The organism is Pseudoalteromonas piratica (genome assembly GCF_000788395.1).
Lineage (GTDB): Bacteria > Pseudomonadota > Gammaproteobacteria > Enterobacterales > Alteromonadaceae > Pseudoalteromonas > Pseudoalteromonas piratica.
The window spans coordinates 1,098,364-1,117,057 of the sequence record NZ_CP009889.1 but is presented as its reverse complement, the minus strand read 5'-3'; the positions used below and the strand labels follow the sequence as shown (position 1 = coordinate 1,117,057).

General features: G+C 39.9%; 18 protein-coding genes. 12 read left to right on the top strand and 6 right to left on the bottom strand.

Going from position 1 to position 18,694, the window contains the following annotated elements; all coding sequences use genetic code 11:
• The first annotated feature begins 1 nt into the window (after position 1).
• Positions 2-1,231, top strand: coding sequence for a low temperature requirement protein A (locus OM33_RS19715; RefSeq protein ID WP_052141202.1), 1,230 nt, complete (start codon positions 2-4; stop codon positions 1,229-1,231).
• A gap of 6 nt (positions 1,232-1,237) precedes the next feature.
• On the opposite strand, the gene OM33_RS19710 is transcribed toward OM33_RS19715, so the two are convergent.
• Positions 1,238-1,633, bottom strand: a complete 396-nt coding sequence (locus OM33_RS19710; protein ID WP_040136141.1) for a VOC family protein — start codon at positions 1,631-1,633, stop codon at positions 1,238-1,240.
• Between the two features lie 14 nt (positions 1,634-1,647).
• On the opposite strand from OM33_RS19710, the gene OM33_RS19705 reads away from it, so the two are divergent.
• The 3 genes from OM33_RS19705 (at position 1,648) to OM33_RS19695 (ending at position 3,967) form a co-directional block, all read left to right on the top strand.
• The gene (locus tag OM33_RS19705; protein WP_040136138.1) at positions 1,648-1,914 is read left to right on the top strand and encodes a ribbon-helix-helix domain-containing protein; all 267 of its coding nucleotides are present in this window, start codon (positions 1,648-1,650) and stop codon (positions 1,912-1,914) included.
• Positions 1,915-2,069: 155 nt separating this feature from the next.
• The gene (locus OM33_RS19700) at positions 2,070-2,336 is read left to right on the top strand and encodes a superinfection immunity protein (protein WP_040136135.1); all 267 of its coding nucleotides are present in this window, start codon (positions 2,070-2,072) and stop codon (positions 2,334-2,336) included.
• A gap of 335 nt (positions 2,337-2,671) precedes the next feature.
• On the top strand, positions 2,672-3,967 hold the full coding sequence (locus OM33_RS19695; protein WP_040136133.1) for a Glu/Leu/Phe/Val family dehydrogenase: 1,296 nt from the start codon (positions 2,672-2,674) through the stop codon (positions 3,965-3,967).
• 70 nt (positions 3,968-4,037) lie between these two features.
• On the opposite strand, the gene OM33_RS19690 is transcribed toward OM33_RS19695, so the two are convergent.
• Entirely contained in the window at positions 4,038-5,885 is a 1,848-nt protein-coding gene (locus OM33_RS19690) for a DUF885 domain-containing protein (RefSeq protein WP_199922559.1), read from the bottom strand.
• Positions 5,886-6,317: 432 nt separating this feature from the next.
• Between OM33_RS19690 and OM33_RS19680 the strand changes: the two genes are divergently transcribed.
• Positions 6,318-6,929 (top strand): alpha/beta hydrolase, encoded by a 612-nt coding sequence (locus OM33_RS19680; protein ID WP_199922558.1) that lies wholly within the window; start codon positions 6,318-6,320, stop codon positions 6,927-6,929.
• A 35-nt stretch (positions 6,930-6,964) separates the two neighbouring features.
• Here OM33_RS19680 and OM33_RS19675 read toward each other — a convergent pair whose 3' ends face one another.
• The 3 genes from OM33_RS19675 to OM33_RS19665 form a co-directional block, all read right to left on the bottom strand.
• On the bottom strand, positions 6,965-7,441 hold the full coding sequence (locus OM33_RS19675; RefSeq protein ID WP_040136128.1) for a DUF3291 domain-containing protein: 477 nt from the start codon (positions 7,439-7,441) through the stop codon (positions 6,965-6,967).
• Between the two features lie 35 nt (positions 7,442-7,476).
• Positions 7,477-7,848 (bottom strand): VOC family protein, encoded by a 372-nt coding sequence (locus tag OM33_RS19670; protein ID WP_040136127.1) that lies wholly within the window; start codon positions 7,846-7,848, stop codon positions 7,477-7,479.
• A 65-nt stretch (positions 7,849-7,913) separates the two neighbouring features.
• Positions 7,914-8,744, bottom strand: coding sequence for a mechanosensitive ion channel family protein (locus tag OM33_RS19665; RefSeq protein WP_040136125.1), 831 nt, complete (start codon positions 8,742-8,744; stop codon positions 7,914-7,916).
• 210 nt (positions 8,745-8,954) lie between these two features.
• On the opposite strand from OM33_RS19665, the gene OM33_RS19660 reads away from it, so the two are divergent.
• The 7 genes from OM33_RS19660 (at position 8,955) to OM33_RS19630 (ending at position 15,984) form a co-directional block, all read left to right on the top strand.
• Entirely contained in the window at positions 8,955-9,281 is a 327-nt protein-coding gene (locus tag OM33_RS19660; protein ID WP_040136123.1) for a hypothetical protein, read from the top strand.
• 82 nt (positions 9,282-9,363) lie between these two features.
• The gene (locus OM33_RS19655) at positions 9,364-10,485 is read left to right on the top strand and encodes a type 1 glutamine amidotransferase domain-containing protein (RefSeq protein WP_040136120.1); all 1,122 of its coding nucleotides are present in this window, start codon (positions 9,364-9,366) and stop codon (positions 10,483-10,485) included.
• Between the two features lie 156 nt (positions 10,486-10,641).
• Positions 10,642-11,340: a response regulator transcription factor gene (locus tag OM33_RS19650; RefSeq protein ID WP_040136119.1), complete on the top strand. Its 699-nt coding sequence runs from the start codon at positions 10,642-10,644 to the stop codon at positions 11,338-11,340.
• A 12-nt stretch (positions 11,341-11,352) separates the two neighbouring features.
• A complete protein-coding gene (locus OM33_RS19645; RefSeq protein WP_052141200.1) occupies positions 11,353-12,606 on the top strand; it encodes a sensor histidine kinase in 1,254 nt (417 codons plus the stop codon).
• Positions 12,607-12,670: 64 nt separating this feature from the next.
• Entirely contained in the window at positions 12,671-13,117 is a 447-nt protein-coding gene (locus OM33_RS19640; protein ID WP_040136114.1) for a YaiI/YqxD family protein, read from the top strand.
• A gap of 39 nt (positions 13,118-13,156) precedes the next feature.
• Positions 13,157-14,539 carry an MATE family efflux transporter gene (locus OM33_RS19635; RefSeq protein ID WP_052141199.1) on the top strand — a complete coding sequence of 461 codons (1,383 nt, stop codon included), beginning with the start codon at positions 13,157-13,159 and terminating at the stop codon, positions 14,537-14,539.
• A gap of 89 nt (positions 14,540-14,628) precedes the next feature.
• On the top strand, positions 14,629-15,984 hold the full coding sequence (locus OM33_RS19630) for a sensor histidine kinase (protein WP_052141198.1): 1,356 nt from the start codon (positions 14,629-14,631) through the stop codon (positions 15,982-15,984).
• A gap of 2 nt (positions 15,985-15,986) precedes the next feature.
• On the opposite strand, the gene OM33_RS19625 is transcribed toward OM33_RS19630, so the two are convergent.
• The gene (locus OM33_RS19625; RefSeq protein ID WP_040136112.1) at positions 15,987-18,581 is read right to left on the bottom strand and encodes a sensor domain-containing protein; all 2,595 of its coding nucleotides are present in this window, start codon (positions 18,579-18,581) and stop codon (positions 15,987-15,989) included.
• Between the last annotated feature and the right edge of the window lie 113 nt (positions 18,582-18,694).

Here is an 18,694-nt window from a genome sequence, read left to right as displayed (position 1 = left end):
TATGCCGTTAGACAGACATCCGATGTGGCGTGCGCCACAACATCATATGGACGTAGAAAAATCTCACGATCATGTTCATTGGATAGAACTATTTTATGATCTTATTCATGTTGTGATTGTATTTTTGTTAGGTAATTTCTTAAGTGATCACCTTACACTAAGTGGTTTTGCGGTATTTGCAGGTATATTTATTGCCATATGGTTTGCTTGGGCTGATTCGAGTGTCTTTAATTCACTTTACGTCAGTACTGATGTTAAACATCGCTTATTAATGTCAATCCAAATTGTCAGTGCAATGGTGATGGCAGCATCCATACCACACATTCTCGATAAAGGCTGGGCTTATTTTGCACTCGCTTATGCCTTTAATCGATTTATTACGGCTTATTTATTTTACCGCACCAACCAGTTAGGGGTTGAAGAAACGGTATTGGCTAGCAAAGTTAGTCGCAACTTCTTTTTACTGGCTGTGGTATTCGCAATAAGCGCCTTTTTGCCTAAGCCGATTAACTTTGTGGTGTTTGCTTTAGGCATTATTAGCATTCAATTGCTTTACATGTTGCCAAAAGTTGGGGTGTTAGAATGCAGCCGTTTTGTGCCACGATTAGGGCATATGGCTGAGCGCTTTGCGTTATTGCTGTTGATTGTGGTGGGCGAGGGCTTTTTTAAGCTCGTTATCACCTTGTCAGAAAAAGGCGTGTATAAAGTGAGCCCTGAAATTTTTGTTAACTTTGTGTTTGGCGGCTTTGCTGTTTTTGTTCTGTGTTGGATTTATTTTGATTTTGTCGGTAATGGTAAACCGAAAGACACAAAAAAATGGACTCTGGTTAGCTGGTGGATAGCCCATTTATTTTTAATGCTTGCTGCGGTGATGGTGGGGGTTGCATTGGCTGGTGAGGTTAAAGTCGGTTTTTGGCAACCTTTTCCTTTAAAATATGCGGCAGTTGGCTGCGCGGGATTAGCGCTTTATTTAGTGTGTTTAATGTGGATCCAATCGACTATTGAAACGCGCATTGCTCATCGATTTGCCACGCCAGCAATTAGGTTATTTGGTATTGCGTTAGCCGTTATTACTTTTTTTGTCGTGCCTTATGTACCGGCTTTGGTGGGCAATATGTTATGGGGAACAGCGTTAATTTCACAAATTGCTATTCCCGTAACGCGTGGCTTTATTATTCTTTCTAAAGAAGAAAAGTTAGCAGATGACAATGCCGCGCAAAATACAAACTAGCGACGCTTAGCTAAAGGTGTCGGAACGTTCAATGACTTCGATGGCGTAGCCATCGGGGTCGTTGATAAAGAAGAATTTAGCAACCAACTCATCGCCATTGTAAAATGATTTGATGTCTTTTGGCTGATAACCAAGATTGCACGCTTTTTGGTGAATACGTTCAATATTTTCGGCGCTCACCGCAAGATGGCCGTAGCCATTGCCATGCTCGTAAGCGCATTTGGTATCAAAGTTTACTGTTAATTCAAGTTCAAAATCAGATTCATCATTACCGAGATAAATTAAACAAAAGCTATCAAATGTGATGCGGCGTTTTTCTGTTAAGTTAAGAATAGTTTGGTAAAATTGCAGTGACTTTGATTCGTTTACTACGCGGATCATGCTGTGAATCATTTTAGCCATAAACGGAAACCCTTATGTGTGAATTATATGCTCAAGAACCGCAATCGTCTTACGACAGCACCAAAAGGTCGATACGCTTGCAAGGTCAGGTGACGAGCATTTCGCTTGAAAATAAGATGTGGCAAATATTGGCGCACATTGCCGATGCTGAAAATGTTACTGTGCCAGAATTTATTGCCACCTTGTATCAAGAGGTTATAGCGCGTCATGGCAGTGTTAAAAACCTAACCTCGATGTTACGCGTAACCTGTTTAACATACGCCTTGAATAATAACGATTAGATAAAACAAACGGGTAGTAACCCTTTACTACAAGGCTCTTTTTACCCTCTTACCGTCAATCATTCGATATAACCGCTTAACACTTAACGTGCTTTCCATGTTTTGAATAAATTAGTCTAGCCATGTTACTTACTTAATGAACTGGAAATTGACCTATGGAAACGCTTACTTTTTTTGAAGAATTATTTGCTAATGCAAACCCTGTATTTATTTTAGGTGTGGCGCTCGTTACGCTATTTTTGTGGTTTTTGCCTGCATTACTTGCATTTTTCCTAAACCGAAAACATGTAAAAATAATCGCTGCAGCGTGTGTGCCTGCTGGATTCTCCTTTATTGCATGGTCGGGGTTACTTATTTGGGCAGTAACAGGCAAGAGTGTTGAAAAGGTGGTGGCTAAGTCGCGTAAACAAACTGCCTCTTAATTTTCTAAACATACTGACAATTACAACGCCCTTTCAAATCCTTTGATGATTGAAAGGGCGAATGTATCCCCACCTTTTCAAATCTTCCACACTCCTTTTACCTTTATGATTTATTACGTGTTTAAAGCACCTTAATACCAACCATTTTGCTTGTTTTCATCTTAGTTAATCCAAAACAGTCTCAATACAGTATCAATTTCTAACTGATTTGCAGTGTTTTATAAGCTGTTTTGAATCTACACAGGTTAGCGTTGTGTTGGCACAGCTTTTAATACTAAGAATTTGAATTTCTATAAAAATTACCTTTAATTATAAGAAAATACTAAGGAGTAGGTATGAGTAACTCAGTTCTCGCAAGTGCCATTGAGCGTTTGCATCGTATTGGCAAACAAGCGAATACATCCAGCCAAGTTATCGAAGCATTAAGTCACCCTCATGCAACTCTGGCAACTAATTTACCAGTACGATTAGACAGCGGCAGACTTGCATACTTTAAAGGGTACCGTTGTCGCTACAATGATATTTTAGGTCCCTGCAAAGGGGGGATCCGTTTTCATCAAGACGTTAATCAAGATGAGGTTGAAGCGTTAGCCTTTTGGATGACGCTTAAATGTGCGGTGGTCGGTTTACCGTTGGGCGGTGGCAAAGGTGGGGTGACTGTAAACCCTAAAAAATTATCCCCTATGGAATTAGAGCGTTTATCGCGAGCCTATGTGCGCGCAATGGCAGACTTTATTGGTCCAGATACTGATATTCCAGCCCCTGATGTTTACACCAACGCACGCATTATGGGTTGGATGATGGATGAATATGAAAAAATCACGCGCAGTAAAGCACCCGCAGTGATTACGGGAAAACCGATTTCATTGGGTGGCAGTTTAGGCCGTGAAAGTGCTACAGGGCGAGGGGCCTTTATTTGCACTCAGATGTTAGTTAGCAAGTTAGGGTTAAAGCCAAGTGAATTAACCGTTGCGATTCAGGGTTTTGGTAATGGTGGGTATCACTGTGCAAAATTACTGCAGCAAGCGGGATTTAATATCGTTGCAATTAGTGATTCGCAAGGCGGCATCTACCGTGAACAGGGATTGGATGTTGCCAGTATTTATCAAGAAAAACAGCGCAGTAAAAAATTAACTGCGGTGTACTGTAACCAATCTGTGTGCGAAACCTTAGATTTTGATCATATTAGCAATGAAGATTTGATCACCATGGGTGTGGATATTTTGATCCCTGCAGCCCTTGATGGGGTAATCACAAAAGATAATGCAAATGACGTCAAAGCAAAATACATTGTAGAAATTGCTAATGGCCCGGTTGAAAGTGATGCTGATAGTCTCTTGCAGGAAAATAATGTCACTATTGTACCCGACATTTTAGCCAACTCGGGCGGTGTTATCGTAAGCTATTTTGAGTGGTTGCAAAACCGACAAGGTGAACAGTGGTCACTTGATAAAGTTGAAGAAAAGCTGCATCAAAAGCTGGAAAGCGCATTTGAAAATGCGTGGGATATTTATACTGACAAAGGCATATCACTTCGCGACAGCGTGTATAATGTGGCGTTATTAGCTTTGACAGAAGCCATCGAAGCACATGGTACAACCGACTATTTCAATGCACAATCCCAGCGTTAGCAAGTATTCACATTGTTAAATAAAAAAAGAGCAGGATTAACTGCTCTTTTTTGTATTGTTGGCTTGTAGATTATTGTTTACTGCTAACGTAGTCATCAACAATGCGCGCTAAAATGTCCAATGGCACTGCGCCATTTTTCAGCACTACATCATGGAACTCAGCAAGATCAAACTTATCACCAAGTGCTGCTTTTGCATTTTCGCGAATTTCTAAAATTTTCATCATACCAACTTTGTATGCGGTTGCCTGACCTGGCATCACAATATAACGTTCAATTTCAGATGTGACATCTGATTCAGCCATGCCAGTATTTTTAAGCATATAGTCAATGGCTTGTTCACGGGTCCAGCGTTTATGGTGAATACCTGTGTCTACCACTAAACGAACGGCTCTGAACAGTTCAGCTTGTAAGCGGCCAATATTATCGTAAGGATCGTTTTGAAAGCCTAGCTCCCATGCAACTTGCTCAGCGTAAAGCGCCCAACCTTCGGTGTAAGCAGTAAATGGCGACATACGTCTAAAAAGTGGTAAGCCTTCTGCTTCCATGCCAATGGCAATTTGGAAATGATGACCTGGAATACCTTCGTGATAGGCGAGTGTGCGCATTGAGTACTTAGGGGTTGCTTTTATGTCGTATAAGTTAGCAAAAAATAAGCCTGGTCGAGAACCATCGATGGCGGGCTGCTGATAATAAGCTCCCGGTGCGGTTTTCTCTTTAAATTCTGGAATACGGCGTACTTTCATGCCTGCTTTAGGTCGAATATTAAATGCGCCGTCCAGTCCTTTATCAATTTCGTCTAAGATAGTTTGGTAATCAGCTAATATCTGTTCGCGACCTTCATCGGTATCCGGGTAATAAAAACGCTCATCGGCTTTTAACGCCTCGATAGCATTACTAAAACCAAGGCTTGTATCAAAACCTTCACTGGTTAAAATTGCAAGAATTTCACCTTGAATACGTGCTACTTCTTCAAGGCCGGTTTGGTGAATAAAGTCTGCAGTGTAGTTGGTGGTGGTGAAAAATTTAAGTGAGCTAGCGTAAGCTTTATCACCATTTGGCAACTTCCAAAAGCCGTCGTCGGTCGTCGCTTTGTCGCGTAGTGCTGTAAAATAATCAATAAAAAGCTGATACGCAGGGTGCACGGATTCGGTCATTGCCACTTCCACATCTGCGAGGATTTGTGCTTGAGTTTGGGCATCAAACACTGAATCCCCCGAACTTTTCGCCTGCTCTTGCGCTTTGTTCATTTTAGCTTGTAGCGAGGTGTATAGGATATTTTCATTAATCGGTGTGTCGACAAACGTGGTCATTTCGTCTAATACGCGGTCGATAACAAAACGAGGTGGAATAATGTTCTTTTCTTCGCGTATTTTGAGTCCTTCTAAACTTTGTGAAAATTTGCGTTTCACTTGTGATAAACGACTAATGTAGTTATTGGCATCTTCGAGAGAATTTACCTGATGCTGTGCATCCATAAAGCTAGGAAAGCCATTTTGAATGCCAAATAATTGGTTTACAGGGTAACTATGGTAACGGAACTCGCTGGCTTCAACGCCAAAATCAAGTAAATAGAGCGCGATCTCTTTTGACATACGATCTGATTTATCGAGATCGTTATCGTCATATTGCAGCACACCTTGTCTAATTTCGGGTAATAAGGCGAACAATTCATCGTCTTTTGCAAGGCTTGCATCATCAAGCTCTGCATTGTGACTAGTAAACCCTAAACTCTCTAAAAAACCGAGAGATGTAAGCGTTTCAGGGCTATCAAACGCCATTTTTACCATAGTACGATCTACGTACGATTTGAATCGCAGCGGTTTTTTGGCATACCACTCGTGAGCGACAAATGCGCCTGCTAAAAATGCCAGTATTACTATACTCAGCATTAGCCACTTCAGTATTGTTTTTATCATTGGGCTTCCATTTAAGTTGTTGTTTGCGTTCAAAACTATGATACAGAATTCAATTGGATTAACAATTTATTAACTCGAGTTGTGGTAAATAAATGTGCTTAGGGCGTGTTGAGATTAATTTTTCTATTTTTGTTCTGTTTAAGTGTTCTAATATCGCGGTAATTGATGTGTGCCTAGCACTTCAAGCCAATATCGAGCAAAAGCTAATGAATCCTGCGCTCGCTTCTACCTTCATTCAGCTAGGCAAGAAAGAGGAAAGTGTGATCAAATGATCAATCGCAACTAGGTTATCGATATACAAGCTTCTAATTAACGCTTAAAATTCATTTATTTACAAAGTAATTGAAAGCGATGTTAAAACTCCCCACTTTTTTGAAAAGGATTGCCTGTATTTTAAGTTTGATGGTATCTGCCAGTCTGATGGCAAAGGAAGTGCTTTCTCACATACCAGAAAATTACAGCGCTGCTGACAAATTTGTGTTTTATTCTCATGGCTATATTGTTGAAGGCGATAACCCTAGGCCGGTAGAGACGAAACATCGTTGGGGACTGTACGATTTTCCAAATATAAAAAAGGCCCTAGCAAACCCTAGTTATACCCTGATTGCAACGCACCGAAAAAAGAATACTGACCCATTTGTGTATGCCAAGGCGTTAAGCGAAAACATTCGAACGCTTGTTAAACATGGCGTAAAGCCATCACACATCACTGTTGTTGGTTTTTCTAGAGGTGCATTTATTACTGGGCTGACATCTAACTACCTTGCGGATGTTGGGGTTAACACAGTATTACTTGCCGGGTGTGGGCGACTTATTTCGTCTAAACATGCAAATATTCAAGTGTATGGTCATGTGTTATCGATTTACGAGAAAAGTGATGGTGCAAAGTCGTGCGTGAAATTAAAAGCCAAAAGTATGTCGTTAACTTCATTTGAGGAAGTTGGGATTAATACTGGGCTTTCTCATGGCGCATTTTACAGACCTAACGATGCATGGCTTATCCCAGTTAAAAATTGGCTTAATGTAAAAATGAATTTGGGATAACGGCTGGGTTGTTATCCCTTTGAGCACAGCAGATATTATTGTGGTTGAACTGAATGACTTAGTTCAGTTTTGAGATCCAGAGGCGTAAAGTTTGTTTTGAAACTGAAGGCATAAGGCGAATCACCTTCATTACGAAGGTGTGTTAACCGTGCAATACCTTCTGCTACAGTCGGAATATGACCATCTTCTAACCACCAAAGCACATAGTTATCTTCATTAAGTTTCTCGAACCATTCATTTTTACGGCGCATAAAATCGCGATGATGGGTGCGAAACATAAAGTTTTTTAAGCTATCAACTGTTTGCCAAACAGACATATTAACGAGCATATTGGGGTTTTCGAATGCTTGAATACTGGTGGCATCACCTGAGTCATCTTGCAATCGCCATATAAACCCATCCGTTTGCTCAGCCAATGCATTGACAGAGTCTAAATTATCAACAAAGTCTTTCATTTCAGCGGCATCAAGGGGGTATTTGGGCAGTGCGATATTAAGTTGAGCTAGTTGCATATACTTCCTTTACTAATGATCATTAAATGAAATAATTAATTTTGAACGCGCCAAGGCGGGTTTAATCGATTTTCCCCAGCCCAATAGAGCTTGATTTTATTACCAGAAGGATCCGCTAACACGGCCTCTCGCCAAAGGTATCGTTGATCTGTTGGCAGTGTTATAAACGAAATACCTTTTGCAATCAGTTGCTCAACCCAGTTATCGAGATCTGGGTGCTCAAAATAAATTATGGCACCATTTATGGTTTGACCTTCTAGTGATAATGAAAATGTTGAACCGCCCATGGGACAGGCAAAACGTGCATAATGTGGTGTGTCGACGATAAGTTCAAAACCGAGCGTTTGATAAAAAGTCACAGCTTGGTTCATATCTGTGACGGGTAAGGTAACTTGGTTTAGATTCATTGCTATCCTTTTAGGCTAAAAGAGTGGTGTTTAGTTTAGTGAAGAAACACCACCTGATTGCTTAGTTATTTGCTTTCATTAACTAAGATTACTTTGCGGTGAGGGAATGGGATTTCAATATTGGCCTCATCAAGGGCTTTTTTAATTTGCTCTGGTACTGAGTATAAAATATCGAAATAGTGCTCACCCTGACAAAATGGACGCACTAAAAAATCCACAGAACTATTGTTGAGTGTTTCTACCTCAACAAAAGGGCTTGGCTCATTCAATACATGAGGGTGTGCGCTTAATACGCCCTCTATTACCTTGCGGGCTGCATCAATGTTTTCGTCATAGGCAATACCAAATCGCATATCTACACCACGTATAGCATGGTGAGAATGATTGATAATTTTGCTGCCCCAAATATCGCTATTTGGAATGATAATACGTTGATTATCAAAGGTATGTAAAATAGTGGTGAACATATCTATTTCTGCCACCTTACCAAATTGATCGCCGGTTTCGATAAAGTCATCCACTTTATAAGGACGGAAGATAAGTAACATTACACCCGCAGCTAAATTGGACAATGTACCTTGTAGGGCTAAACCTACTGCTAAACCCGCTGCACCAAGTAATGCAATGATAGAAGCCGTTTGCACACCAAAGCGATTTAGTACGGCAATACCCACAAAGGCTAAAATGGTGTATTTCGCAACACTGCCGAAAAACTTAAACAGTGTGTCATCAAGTTGGGCGTGTTTATTGGCAATGTTGATGATGGCTTTATTCACTTTGCCAGCAAGCCAAACACCAACGATTAGAATTGCCAGAGCTAATATTAGGTTGGTTACCCAGTCAAGTGCAGTTGGTAGGTACTGGTTTAGGTCGAGTTGTGCGATAAAATCTTCCATGAGTGTTCCCGTTTAGTTAAAAAATATACACTAAGCTATCTTATCTTGGTGTTCAAGTGACAAAAAATTGTTTAGTTACTACTTAATGGCAAAGCCGCTAAAATTGATTTATCAATAATTTACTAAACATTCACTTGCGAAATGTTAAGAACGATCACATAGTTTGAATTGAACAGTGTTTTGCAGCTGTTAATAAATAAAGGGTGGTATATGTCTAATATAAAATTAATGATTCGTTTTCGTTTAGAACCTGGTTGCTTAGGTCCGACGGGTGCCGATTATGTTGAAGACTTTTGCCGCCTGATAAACAAGGTTGATTTTAGTTATCCTTTTGTTGCACTGAATGTTATCCCGCGTTATGACAAGTCGTTACCGGAGTGGGAATTTTTACTGAATGACAAGTTGATAAGTGAAAACCAAGCAGATCGTGTGCTTGAGTTACATAATTTCACTGTTGAATCGATTGAAGAAGCGGTCGATGAATTCATTACGCTCAAGGTTGAACAGTTTATGACTTCGGTTAGAAAAAATAGCTAATTTTTAAAGCGTCACTTTTCACTTCACACTTTCTTCACATGCCCCTTGTTAGATTGCACTCAACAATCAAAAGGAGCATGTTATGACAAACCCAATTAAACACACTTTACTAGCAAGTTTACTCGGCCTTTCTTCACTTAATTTAATGGCGGATGAGCAAAAGCATATTTTAATGGTCTTAAGCAGTTATGGCGAAACTGATGCGCAGGGAGAATTGATAAAACCAGGTTACGAATTTGATGAAATGAGTAAGTCGTATTTGGTTTTTAAAGCTGCAGGTGCAAAAGTAACATTTGCTTCGCCAAAAGGGGGCAAAGTATTGGCAGATAAATACAACAAAGCGAAACAGTACAATGCCAAATTTTTAGACGATAAAAGCGCTGTAGCGCAATTAGAAAATACGCAAAAACTCGCTACGTTGAATCATCAAGACTTCGATGCTGTTTATGTGGTTGGCGGAAAAGGCCCGATGTTTGATTTAGCAACAGACAATTCAGTGAAACAAATAATAAAACAAGTGTATGAAAATGATGGCGTTATTGGCGCTGTGTGTCATGGGCCTGCTGCATTATTGGATGTTAAATTAAGTAGTGGTGAGTACTTGCTAGCGGGCAAGCGTGTATCTGGCTTTACCAATTTAGAGGAGAGCGCGTTTACTAAAAAATGGCAAATGCCTTTTTCTCTAGCCGATAAATTAAGCGAGCAAGGCGCTTTATATCAACAAGATAGCTTAATGTTTAATCAAGTAAGTTTTGATGGCAATTTATTAACGGGACAAAACCCTTTTTCTACCACTGATACTGCAATTGCTGTGGCCAAAAAGTTGGGTCTAACTCTTGAGAAAAGTATCGAGTTTAAAGATGATCGTACCATTAAACTAGCAGAGCAATTTGTCGCTGATAAAACCGCTGCACTAGCTACTTATAACGCAAGTAAACAAGACTACGATAGTATGCTACTTGCGATGCTTGGCGTCTATTTAGGTAAGCACGCGCAAAGCCAGATGGAACGAGAAGCCGCGCTGACGTTACTTAAGGTTACAAGCAGCGATGTCAACCATCCTGCTATTGAACTAGCAATTGCGAAAACCCTGCTGGCAGACAATGATTTCAACACTGCTAAAAATCATCTATCAGCTGCACAAAAGAAGTTTCCAGAGAATCCGGAAATCGCAACATTGCTGACAGACGTTCAGTCGCTTTAATGAGAAAGCTAATGTTTGTGAAACAATTTACACTGGCACTCATCGCACTTAATAGTGCAATGAGTGCACTTATGTGGCTATTCATCACGTTAACCCCTTACGTTAATTACCTTTAAATGCTAGCGTTGTAGATTAAGCGTAAAAGGAACATTTAAAATGAAAGAACAACAGCTTAAAGTACTTCTGGTGGAAGATAATGTGGCAATTGCCAATAATATTGCCAGCTACTTTAGCAACCGAGAAGCTATTATGGATTTTGCTTACGATGGTGAACAAGGAATTACGTTAGCACTTTCACACTTTTACGACTGTATTATCTTGGATATCGCACTACCAAAAAAGGATGGTCTGGTTGTGTGTCAAGCAATACGCGCTCAAGCAGAACGTCATATTCCGATTATTATGCTAACGGCACGTGACACGTTAAGCGATAAGGTAATGGGATTTGAGCAAGGAGCGGATGATTATTTAACAAAACCATTTGAACTCGAAGAGCTCTATGTTCGCTGCTTAGCGATAACTCAGCGTCAACAAGTGAGTGCCAAAAGTAAACAACTCAAATTAGGTCGTGACGACACTGAGCTGGTGTTAGATTTTGCCAGCAAACAGGTGATTCGTGCAGGCACTGAAATTCATCTTCAGCCGATAGGGTTCGCAATCTTACGTATTTTGATGGAAGCCTATCCAAGGGCTGTCTCGCGTTCTGAGTTGTGCGACAAAATTTGGGGAGATGAACCAACCGATTCAGATGCATTACGCTCGCATTTTTATCAACTTCGAAAAGTGCTTGATAAACCCTTCGAGCAAGCAATCATTAAAACCATTCATGGTGTTGGCTTTAGTTTAACCTTTTAAGAGATTGAGATTGTGTTTACATTAATTCGAACGCGCATTATTACGTCGTTTATCAGCATTGCTTTATTTGTCAGTACACTCTTTATTGGTTTAGGGTTTATTTTTTCTTATGAAGTCGAAGATGGCTTCTTTCGCTTTATTCTAAACGGTGAGCGCGAGCAAGTTGAGCAGCAGTTGGCAACAAACCAAGCTATTTTGACGCATTACCCTTTTGTTAATTATGTAGAGTCAAAAGAAGCTTTGCCGAAAGTCATTTATAACATCTTACTTGATGAACCAAATCGTACTGAATTTCCTGGAGAGGGGGACAAGCACTATCATATCGTGGCTTTAACTAAGGGCTATTTGGTTGCTGAAGTGAGCGAGCAACTGATTGTGAGGAAAAATAAAGGGGGCATGCTGAGTTTTTCATTATTCTTTGTCACTTTTATATTACTCATTGTGATCTTAGTTGCATGGTTTTTAGCTAAACGCATCACTAAGCCAATAAAAACATTAAATGAACTTATTTCGAACACGCAATCGGATCAGATGCCAGTTGGCTTTTCCTCACAGTTTAAACAAGATGAAGTAGGGGTGTTTGCCAAGGCACTTGATAATGCTTTTACACGAGTACAAAAATTTATTGAACGTGAACAAAACTTTACCCGAGATGCCTCACACGAGTTACGTACGCCAATCGCGATTAGTGTTGGTGCGCTTGCGTTATTAAAAGAAACACCTCTTAGCGACGAACAGCAGGTATTGGTATCCCGAATTGAGAATGCACAACGTGATATGCAGCAGTCGGTGTCTGGCTTATTAGCAATGGCACGAGAGCAAGACTATGAATTGAGTGACATAAAACTGCTACCGCTAATAGAGCAAGCTATTTTGGTTCATCATAAATTAATTGAAAATAAAGCGATTGAACTTGCTATCAATGTGACCCCTGATACCACAATTATCAGCAATCAAGATGCATTAAAAATGGTACTCAGTAATTTAATTAGCAATGCATTTCACCATACACATGGTGGCATGATTGCTATTAGTTATGACCAAGGGTGTTTGACTTTATGTGATTCTGGCAAGGGGATTGATAACCAAATTATTGATACCGTATTTGAACAAGGCGTAAAAAGCGAAAGCAGCCAAGGGCTTGGTTTTGGGCTTGCCATTGTAAAACGCCTGTGTGATCGGTTAGCAATTACCATTAGTGTTACATCTGATAAGCAGGGCACAACCTTTACCCTTGATTTTACGAACGTTAGATTAAAGCATTGATTCATTCGCTTTTAACCTATTTGTTCCCGTATAATCTGGCAAAAAATGTGGTTATAGGTAATTTATGAATATTTGGGTAGACGCTGATGCCTGTCCGGTTGTGATTAAAGAAATTTTGTTTCGCGCTGCTGAACGCACGCAAATCATGACGACCTTTATTGCGAATCATAGTTTTCGCATTCCTCCTTCGCAATTTATAAAACGTTTACAGGTTGAAAAAGGCTTTGATGTGGCGGATAACGTGATTGCACAACGTGTTGCCCCTGGTGATTTAGTGATTACGCAAGATATCCCACTTGCTGATGAAGTTATTACTAAACAAGCAATTGCCTTAACTCCTCGCGGTGAACTGCTAACTGCTAGTAATATTAAATCGCGTTTAAATATGCGTGACTTTTTTGATACTTTACGTGCCAGTGGGGTGGAAACAGGTGGCCCGAGTGCACTTTCAAATGCGGATAAAAAAGCGTTTGCTGATGAATTAGATAAAGCACTTGCCAAAGCACGTTAACAGTACCTTTCAAAGACAAAATGGAATTTAGCTAAATTTATGCAAGACCTCACTAAAGGGAATATTTCCAAACATATTATTGCCATGGCAGTGCCAATTGCGATTGGTTTATTTATTCAGACACTGTACTTTTTAGTCGATTTATATTTTGTTGGACGCCTTGGCTCTGAAGCAATTGCAGCAGTGAGTAGCGCTGGCAGTGTGTTCTTTTTTGTCATGGCGTTAACACAAGTACTCAATATTGGTTGTGCAACGTTAGTGTCTCATGCCGTTGGCAGAAAAGACCATGATGAGGCAAACCATCTTTGTAATCAGGCCCTGGCGCTTGCCAGTTGGGCAACCTTGCTTTTCACTGTGTTTGGATATCTGTTTGCAGACTACTTTTTTAGTTTTATGGCAGCCGATGTGACAACACAAACATTAGCTAAAAATTACTTTTATTACTTTTTACCATCACTATTAATGCAGTTTGTGTTTACTGCGCTAAGTGCAGCGCTACGTGGCACGGGGGTGGTAAAACCCGTCATGACACTATCCATTATTGGGGTTATTGCCAACATTATTTTATCACCCATCATGATCACCGGATGGGGACACGGCATTGAACTGGGTGTTGCTGGTGCAGGATTAGCGAGTAGTGTGTCAATGGCGTTGTCATTTGTACTGTTAATCCGCTATTTCAATCGACAGGAGCAATATTTACGTGTTGATTGGTTGTCGTTCTCGTTAAACATTAAAACAGTCAGAAAAATCTTAAATATCGGCTTGCCATCAGGTGGCGAATTTTTCTTAACCTTTCTTTATATGTCGATAATTTATTGGGCATTAAGCCGCGTGTCGGCCGAAGCACAAGCAGGTTTTGGCTTAGGCTCTAGAATTATGCAATCACTGTTTTTACCCGTTATGGCTATTGCCTTTGCAGCACCAGCTATTGCGGGTCAAAATTATGCTGCGGGTAAAATTGACCGAGTCTATAAAACCTTTACCACAACCGCATTACTTACCTGTGGCTTAATGGCTTTATTAATGCTGTTATGTTTATGGGTACCGAGCTTTTTTGTCTCTGGATTTAGTGAAAGCCAACAAGTCATTTTAATAGCGGCAACCTTTTTAAGTTTTGTTGGTGTTAATTTTGTGCCTGCTGGTTATGTGTTTGCAATTTCAGGGATGTTTCAGGCTTTAGGTAATACATGGCCTGCGCTGCTTAGCACTTTCACTCGCTTATCTTTGTTTGCAATCTCCGTTATCTATTTAGTCTACCAAGACGATTTTTACATTGAACAAATTTGGTATTGCTCTATCGCCACAGTGTTTATTCAAGCAGCGGTAAGTCATTTATTACTTAAACGCGAGTTTAAAAAGAAACTTATCCGCAATGATGACAACCCATTAACTCAGCCGAGTTTAACCCGTGAATCCTAGCTTTTGTCTTCACCTTTGATGTTTTGCAATTAAAGGTGTTACGTTCTTTGCACTATACTAGTAGTTATGAACACTGAGGGGCGTGCATTATGTTTTATGGTGTAGATAAAATAAATGCGTTTGCACTTGCCATGTTGAATCAGGCTGAACTCGATGATTTGCTGTGGTCGATTGCGCAGGGCGTTGGCGAAATTATGTCATTTGAGGATTGTGTTATTTATCTTCGCAACGAAGATAAATTGGTGCAAATGGCGGCGTATGGTATTAAAAACCCAAAAGATCGTGAGATTTTTGAGCGCATTGAAATTCCAATTGGCAAGGGCATTGTGGGCACCGTCGCTGAAACTGGCATTGCAGAAACTGTCTCTGATACGCGTGTTGATAGCCGTTACATAAATGACCAGTTTGAGGGATTATCTGAACTTGCAGTGCCTGTGATTTATGAAGGGTGCACGATAGCCGTTATTGACTCAGAGTCAGACAAAGTAGGTGACTATTCAGAATTTGAAATGGCATTATTGCAAGTTATTGCCAATATCGCAGCGCCACGCATTGCCTCTGCACAGTATCGTTTGGAACTACAACAAACTCAATTACGGTTAGAGCGAAGTAATCGCGAGTTACAAGAAAGCTTGGCGCAATTAGCTCATAATCAAAGCGTGATGATTGAATCTGAAAAAATGGCGGCATTGGGTGTGCTATCAGCGGGCATTGCCCATGAAATTAATACGCCTCTTGGCTTTGCAATAAGCAATATCAACACCATAAAGCAGGATTACTTACCTGACGTCATCTCGCGATTTACTGCATTAAAAAATGACCCTTCAGTATCAAATGAAATTAAAAGCCGCGTATTTGATGATGAGCTTACATATATTTTAGATGATTTGACTGAGTTGACATCGGAAACTGTGAATGGACTAAACTCTGCGAAACAAATAATGCTGGATTTAAAGCGCTTCTCGCGTGGGGATTCAGATGTTCACGAGCTAAGCGATATTAACAAAGGCATTGAGTCGACGCTCAATATTCTAAGAAATGAATTAAAAGATACGTGTAAGGTGCATTTGACTCTTAATCCACTGCCAGAAACCACAGTAAATATGAGTAAGCTTAATCAAGTGTTTATGAACTTGATTATAAATGCAAAACAGTCGTTTGATGGCGATGGTGAAATATTTATCGCGTCGATGGTCAAAGAACAAAATATCGTAATCAGCATTCGGGATACAGGGTGTGGTATACCCCAAGCAGACTTAAAAGATATTTTTACACCCTTTTACACCACTAAACCAATCGGCGAGGGAACGGGCCTGGGTTTAGCTATTTGTTATCGCATTATATGTGATGAACACAAAGGTAATTTAAGTGTTACTTCAAATGAGTCTGGCAGCGAGTTTACGATTACATTGCCGCTTGCAGAAAACCACCTTCTACAAGCATAACGTTAGCGTCTTAAATTGTGTTTGAATAACAATGTTTTAAAATCTTCGTGATCACTTGGTTTGGCAAACCAATAACCTTGAATTAATGCACACTCAGAATCTTTCAGCCACTGCATTTGATCGCGTGTTTCAACACCTTCAGCTATGACCTCTAATTTTAAACTTTGGCCCATTGCAATAATCGCTTTTGTGAGCGCTTGGTTTTCATGATTATGTTCGATATCACTGATAAAACTGCGATCAATTTTCAACTTGTTGACTGGAAATTTCTTCAAATAGCTGAGAGATGAATAGCCAGTGCCAAAGTCATCAATGGCGATTTTAATACCACTGTCTGCGAGTTTAGTGAGTTGTGTTATGGTTTTTTGGTCATTTTCAATAAAGACGCTTTCAGTAATTTCCAATATCAATTTTTCAGCTGGCAGCCCACTTTTGTTTAGCGCATTTTCGATACTTTCTAAAAAGCCATCACGCTGAAATTGCATACTTGAAATATTCACACTGATACTTGGCGCATTATCAAATGATTTGTGCCAACTCGCTGCGCAGTCACATGCTGTGTTTAGAACAAACTCTCCAATGTCAGCGATAAGCCCAAGCTCTTCTGCTAACTCAATAAAATGGAAGGGGGATAACAGCCCTTTTTCAGGATGTTGCCAGCGCACGAGGGCTTCTGATGCATAAATATGGTTCTTTTCTGTATCAAAAATAGCTTGGTAATGGACAATAAATTGCTGCTTTTCAATCGCGAGACGCAGTTCACTTTCAAGTGCGCGGCGTTTAAGTGCTTTTTCATCCATTTCTGCGGTAAAAAACTGAAAGTTATTTTTACCATTCGCTTTGGCTTTATACATAGCACTGTCAGCTTTACGCATTAGTGTTTCAACATCTTTTCCATCATTTGGATAACTGGTGATGCCAATACTGGCAGACACAAACCCTTGGGCATTTTCAAGCTCAAAAGGACGTGCAATGGCGGTTTGAATCTTGCCTGCGACTTTACGAATATTAAAATCACACTTTTCAGTGGAAATTAGTACAGCAAATTCATCACCACCGAGGCGTGTGATGGTGTCAGATTTGCGCAACGTTGCCGACAGTCGTTGTGCGGTTTGCTTCAGTAATAAGTCGCCTTGAGAATGACCAAGCGTATCATTTACATGTTTAAAACCATCTAAGTCGATAAATAACAAGGTGACGTAACTATGGTCACGTTCGGCTTTATTGAGCGCTTGCTCAAACCTATCTAAAAATAAATTCCGGTTGGCAAGCCCAGTGAGTGAATCATAGTTAGCTTGTTGGTAAATCTTACTTTCGGCTTTTTTTCGTTTGGTAATATCGCTAAATAATGCAACAAAAGCGTCAATCTCTCCGCTATTGTCTCTTAGCGCTGTTATTGAAAGCCATTCATAGTAAATTTCACCACTCTTACGACGATTCGAAATTTCGCCCTGCCATTGATTATTTTCATCGAGCTGATGTTGAATATTTTTATAAATCGATTCATTTTTAAGCCCAGCGCTTAAAATTTCGGGTGTTTGATTGAGCACTTCGTGGCTGTCAAATCCTGTGATTTTGGTAAATGCTTCGTTGACCGCTTGTATTTTGTAATGCTTATCACAAATCATCACTGCTTCAGTGGCAGTTTGGAATACGGTTGAAGTAAGCCTTAATTGCTTTTCATCTTGTTTTTGTTTTGTAATATCGTCAAGGATGAATACATAACCACTTTTACTACTTTGCTTACTGTTAATTGGGTAAAGGTGAACACGCAAAAACGTGTGACCTTGATTGACTGACAAATCGTACACCCAAGGTTGACGTTGTTTAATTGCATTATTTAAGCGTGTTTGGTCGTTCACAAGCGTTTCTAACACAGCAAACACATTTTTATTTTTGCTAATGTTGGCAAACAGCGTGCGCATACTGTGATTATTTTGATACAGGATATTACCGTTGTGGTCAGTTGTGATGATGGCAGAGGGGCTTTGCTCAACAATCTGACTTAGCTCAAAACTGCGCTTTTCAGCATTTCGTGTAATGCGTAACAAATACACCAAAAACAGTGCAACAGTCACAAGCGTTGTAATACCAGTTAAATAAATCGCATGAATTTTGTTGTTTTTTGCGTTAATGGTTGAAAGCTGCTCATCAACCATTTCTTCAAGATTTTCTTGATATTGCCAGATATCACTTTGGTATTGGCGTTGCTCAGAGATGTCTTGAATGATTGAAAATAACAAAGTGCGGCCTGCATACTCTAAAGGTACGGAATAAACTTCGACAGTTTTAACCTCACCGCTCGCAATTTGATGGCGAAAGATAAAGTAATTGCGCTTTTGTAATTTGGCGTTTTTACGTTCTTCGGCAACTTGCTCTTTAGTGAAAAGATTAATTTCTTGAATGGATTTATTTTCTAGTGCGTCTAGGGGGTAGCCATAAAAATTTGCAGCCGCATCGTTTGCTTTGACAATATCACCAGACATTGGATCAATTAATAGCATCACTGCGGTGTGGTCTTCAAAAATTTTGTCAAACTGGGTATTAGCAGCTAAGCAAAAAGGTAAAAACAACAAAAAATAGACAACTAAGGGCATGGCACACTATTTTGAGACTAAAGTCGGTACATTATTCAACTATAGTCGTTATTAATGCAAGATGTAGTGCAAACTTTTATCCGTTCAATGCCTGATAAATCAATGATTAGAGG

Coding starts and splice junctions, on each gene's coding strand:
- OM33_RS19700 (WP_040136135.1), top strand. CDS start 2,070: ATGGAAACGCTTACTTTTTTTGAAGAATTATTTGCTAATGCAAACCCT.
- OM33_RS19655 (WP_040136120.1), top strand. CDS start 9,364: ATGACAAACCCAATTAAACACACTTTACTAGCAAGTTTACTCGGCCTT.
- OM33_RS19640 (WP_040136114.1), top strand. CDS start 12,671: ATGAATATTTGGGTAGACGCTGATGCCTGTCCGGTTGTGATTAAAGAA.
- OM33_RS19665 (WP_040136125.1), bottom strand. CDS start 8,744: ATGGAAGATTTTATCGCACAACTCGACCTAAACCAGTACCTACCAACT.
- OM33_RS19705 (WP_040136138.1), top strand. CDS start 1,648: ATGTGTGAATTATATGCTCAAGAACCGCAATCGTCTTACGACAGCACC.
- OM33_RS19710 (WP_040136141.1), bottom strand. CDS start 1,633: ATGGCTAAAATGATTCACAGCATGATCCGCGTAGTAAACGAATCAAAG.
- OM33_RS19715 (WP_052141202.1), top strand. CDS start 2: ATGCCGTTAGACAGACATCCGATGTGGCGTGCGCCACAACATCATATG.
- OM33_RS19635 (WP_052141199.1), top strand. CDS start 13,157: ATGCAAGACCTCACTAAAGGGAATATTTCCAAACATATTATTGCCATG.
- OM33_RS19660 (WP_040136123.1), top strand. CDS start 8,955: ATGTCTAATATAAAATTAATGATTCGTTTTCGTTTAGAACCTGGTTGC.
- OM33_RS19695 (WP_040136133.1), top strand. CDS start 2,672: ATGAGTAACTCAGTTCTCGCAAGTGCCATTGAGCGTTTGCATCGTATT.
- OM33_RS19630 (WP_052141198.1), top strand. CDS start 14,629: ATGTTTTATGGTGTAGATAAAATAAATGCGTTTGCACTTGCCATGTTG.
- OM33_RS19690 (WP_199922559.1), bottom strand. CDS start 5,885: ATGATAAAAACAATACTGAAGTGGCTAATGCTGAGTATAGTAATACTG.
- OM33_RS19650 (WP_040136119.1), top strand. CDS start 10,642: ATGAAAGAACAACAGCTTAAAGTACTTCTGGTGGAAGATAATGTGGCA.
- OM33_RS19625 (WP_040136112.1), bottom strand. CDS start 18,581: ATGCCCTTAGTTGTCTATTTTTTGTTGTTTTTACCTTTTTGCTTAGCT.
- OM33_RS19675 (WP_040136128.1), bottom strand. CDS start 7,441: ATGCAACTAGCTCAACTTAATATCGCACTGCCCAAATACCCCCTTGAT.
- OM33_RS19670 (WP_040136127.1), bottom strand. CDS start 7,848: ATGAATCTAAACCAAGTTACCTTACCCGTCACAGATATGAACCAAGCT.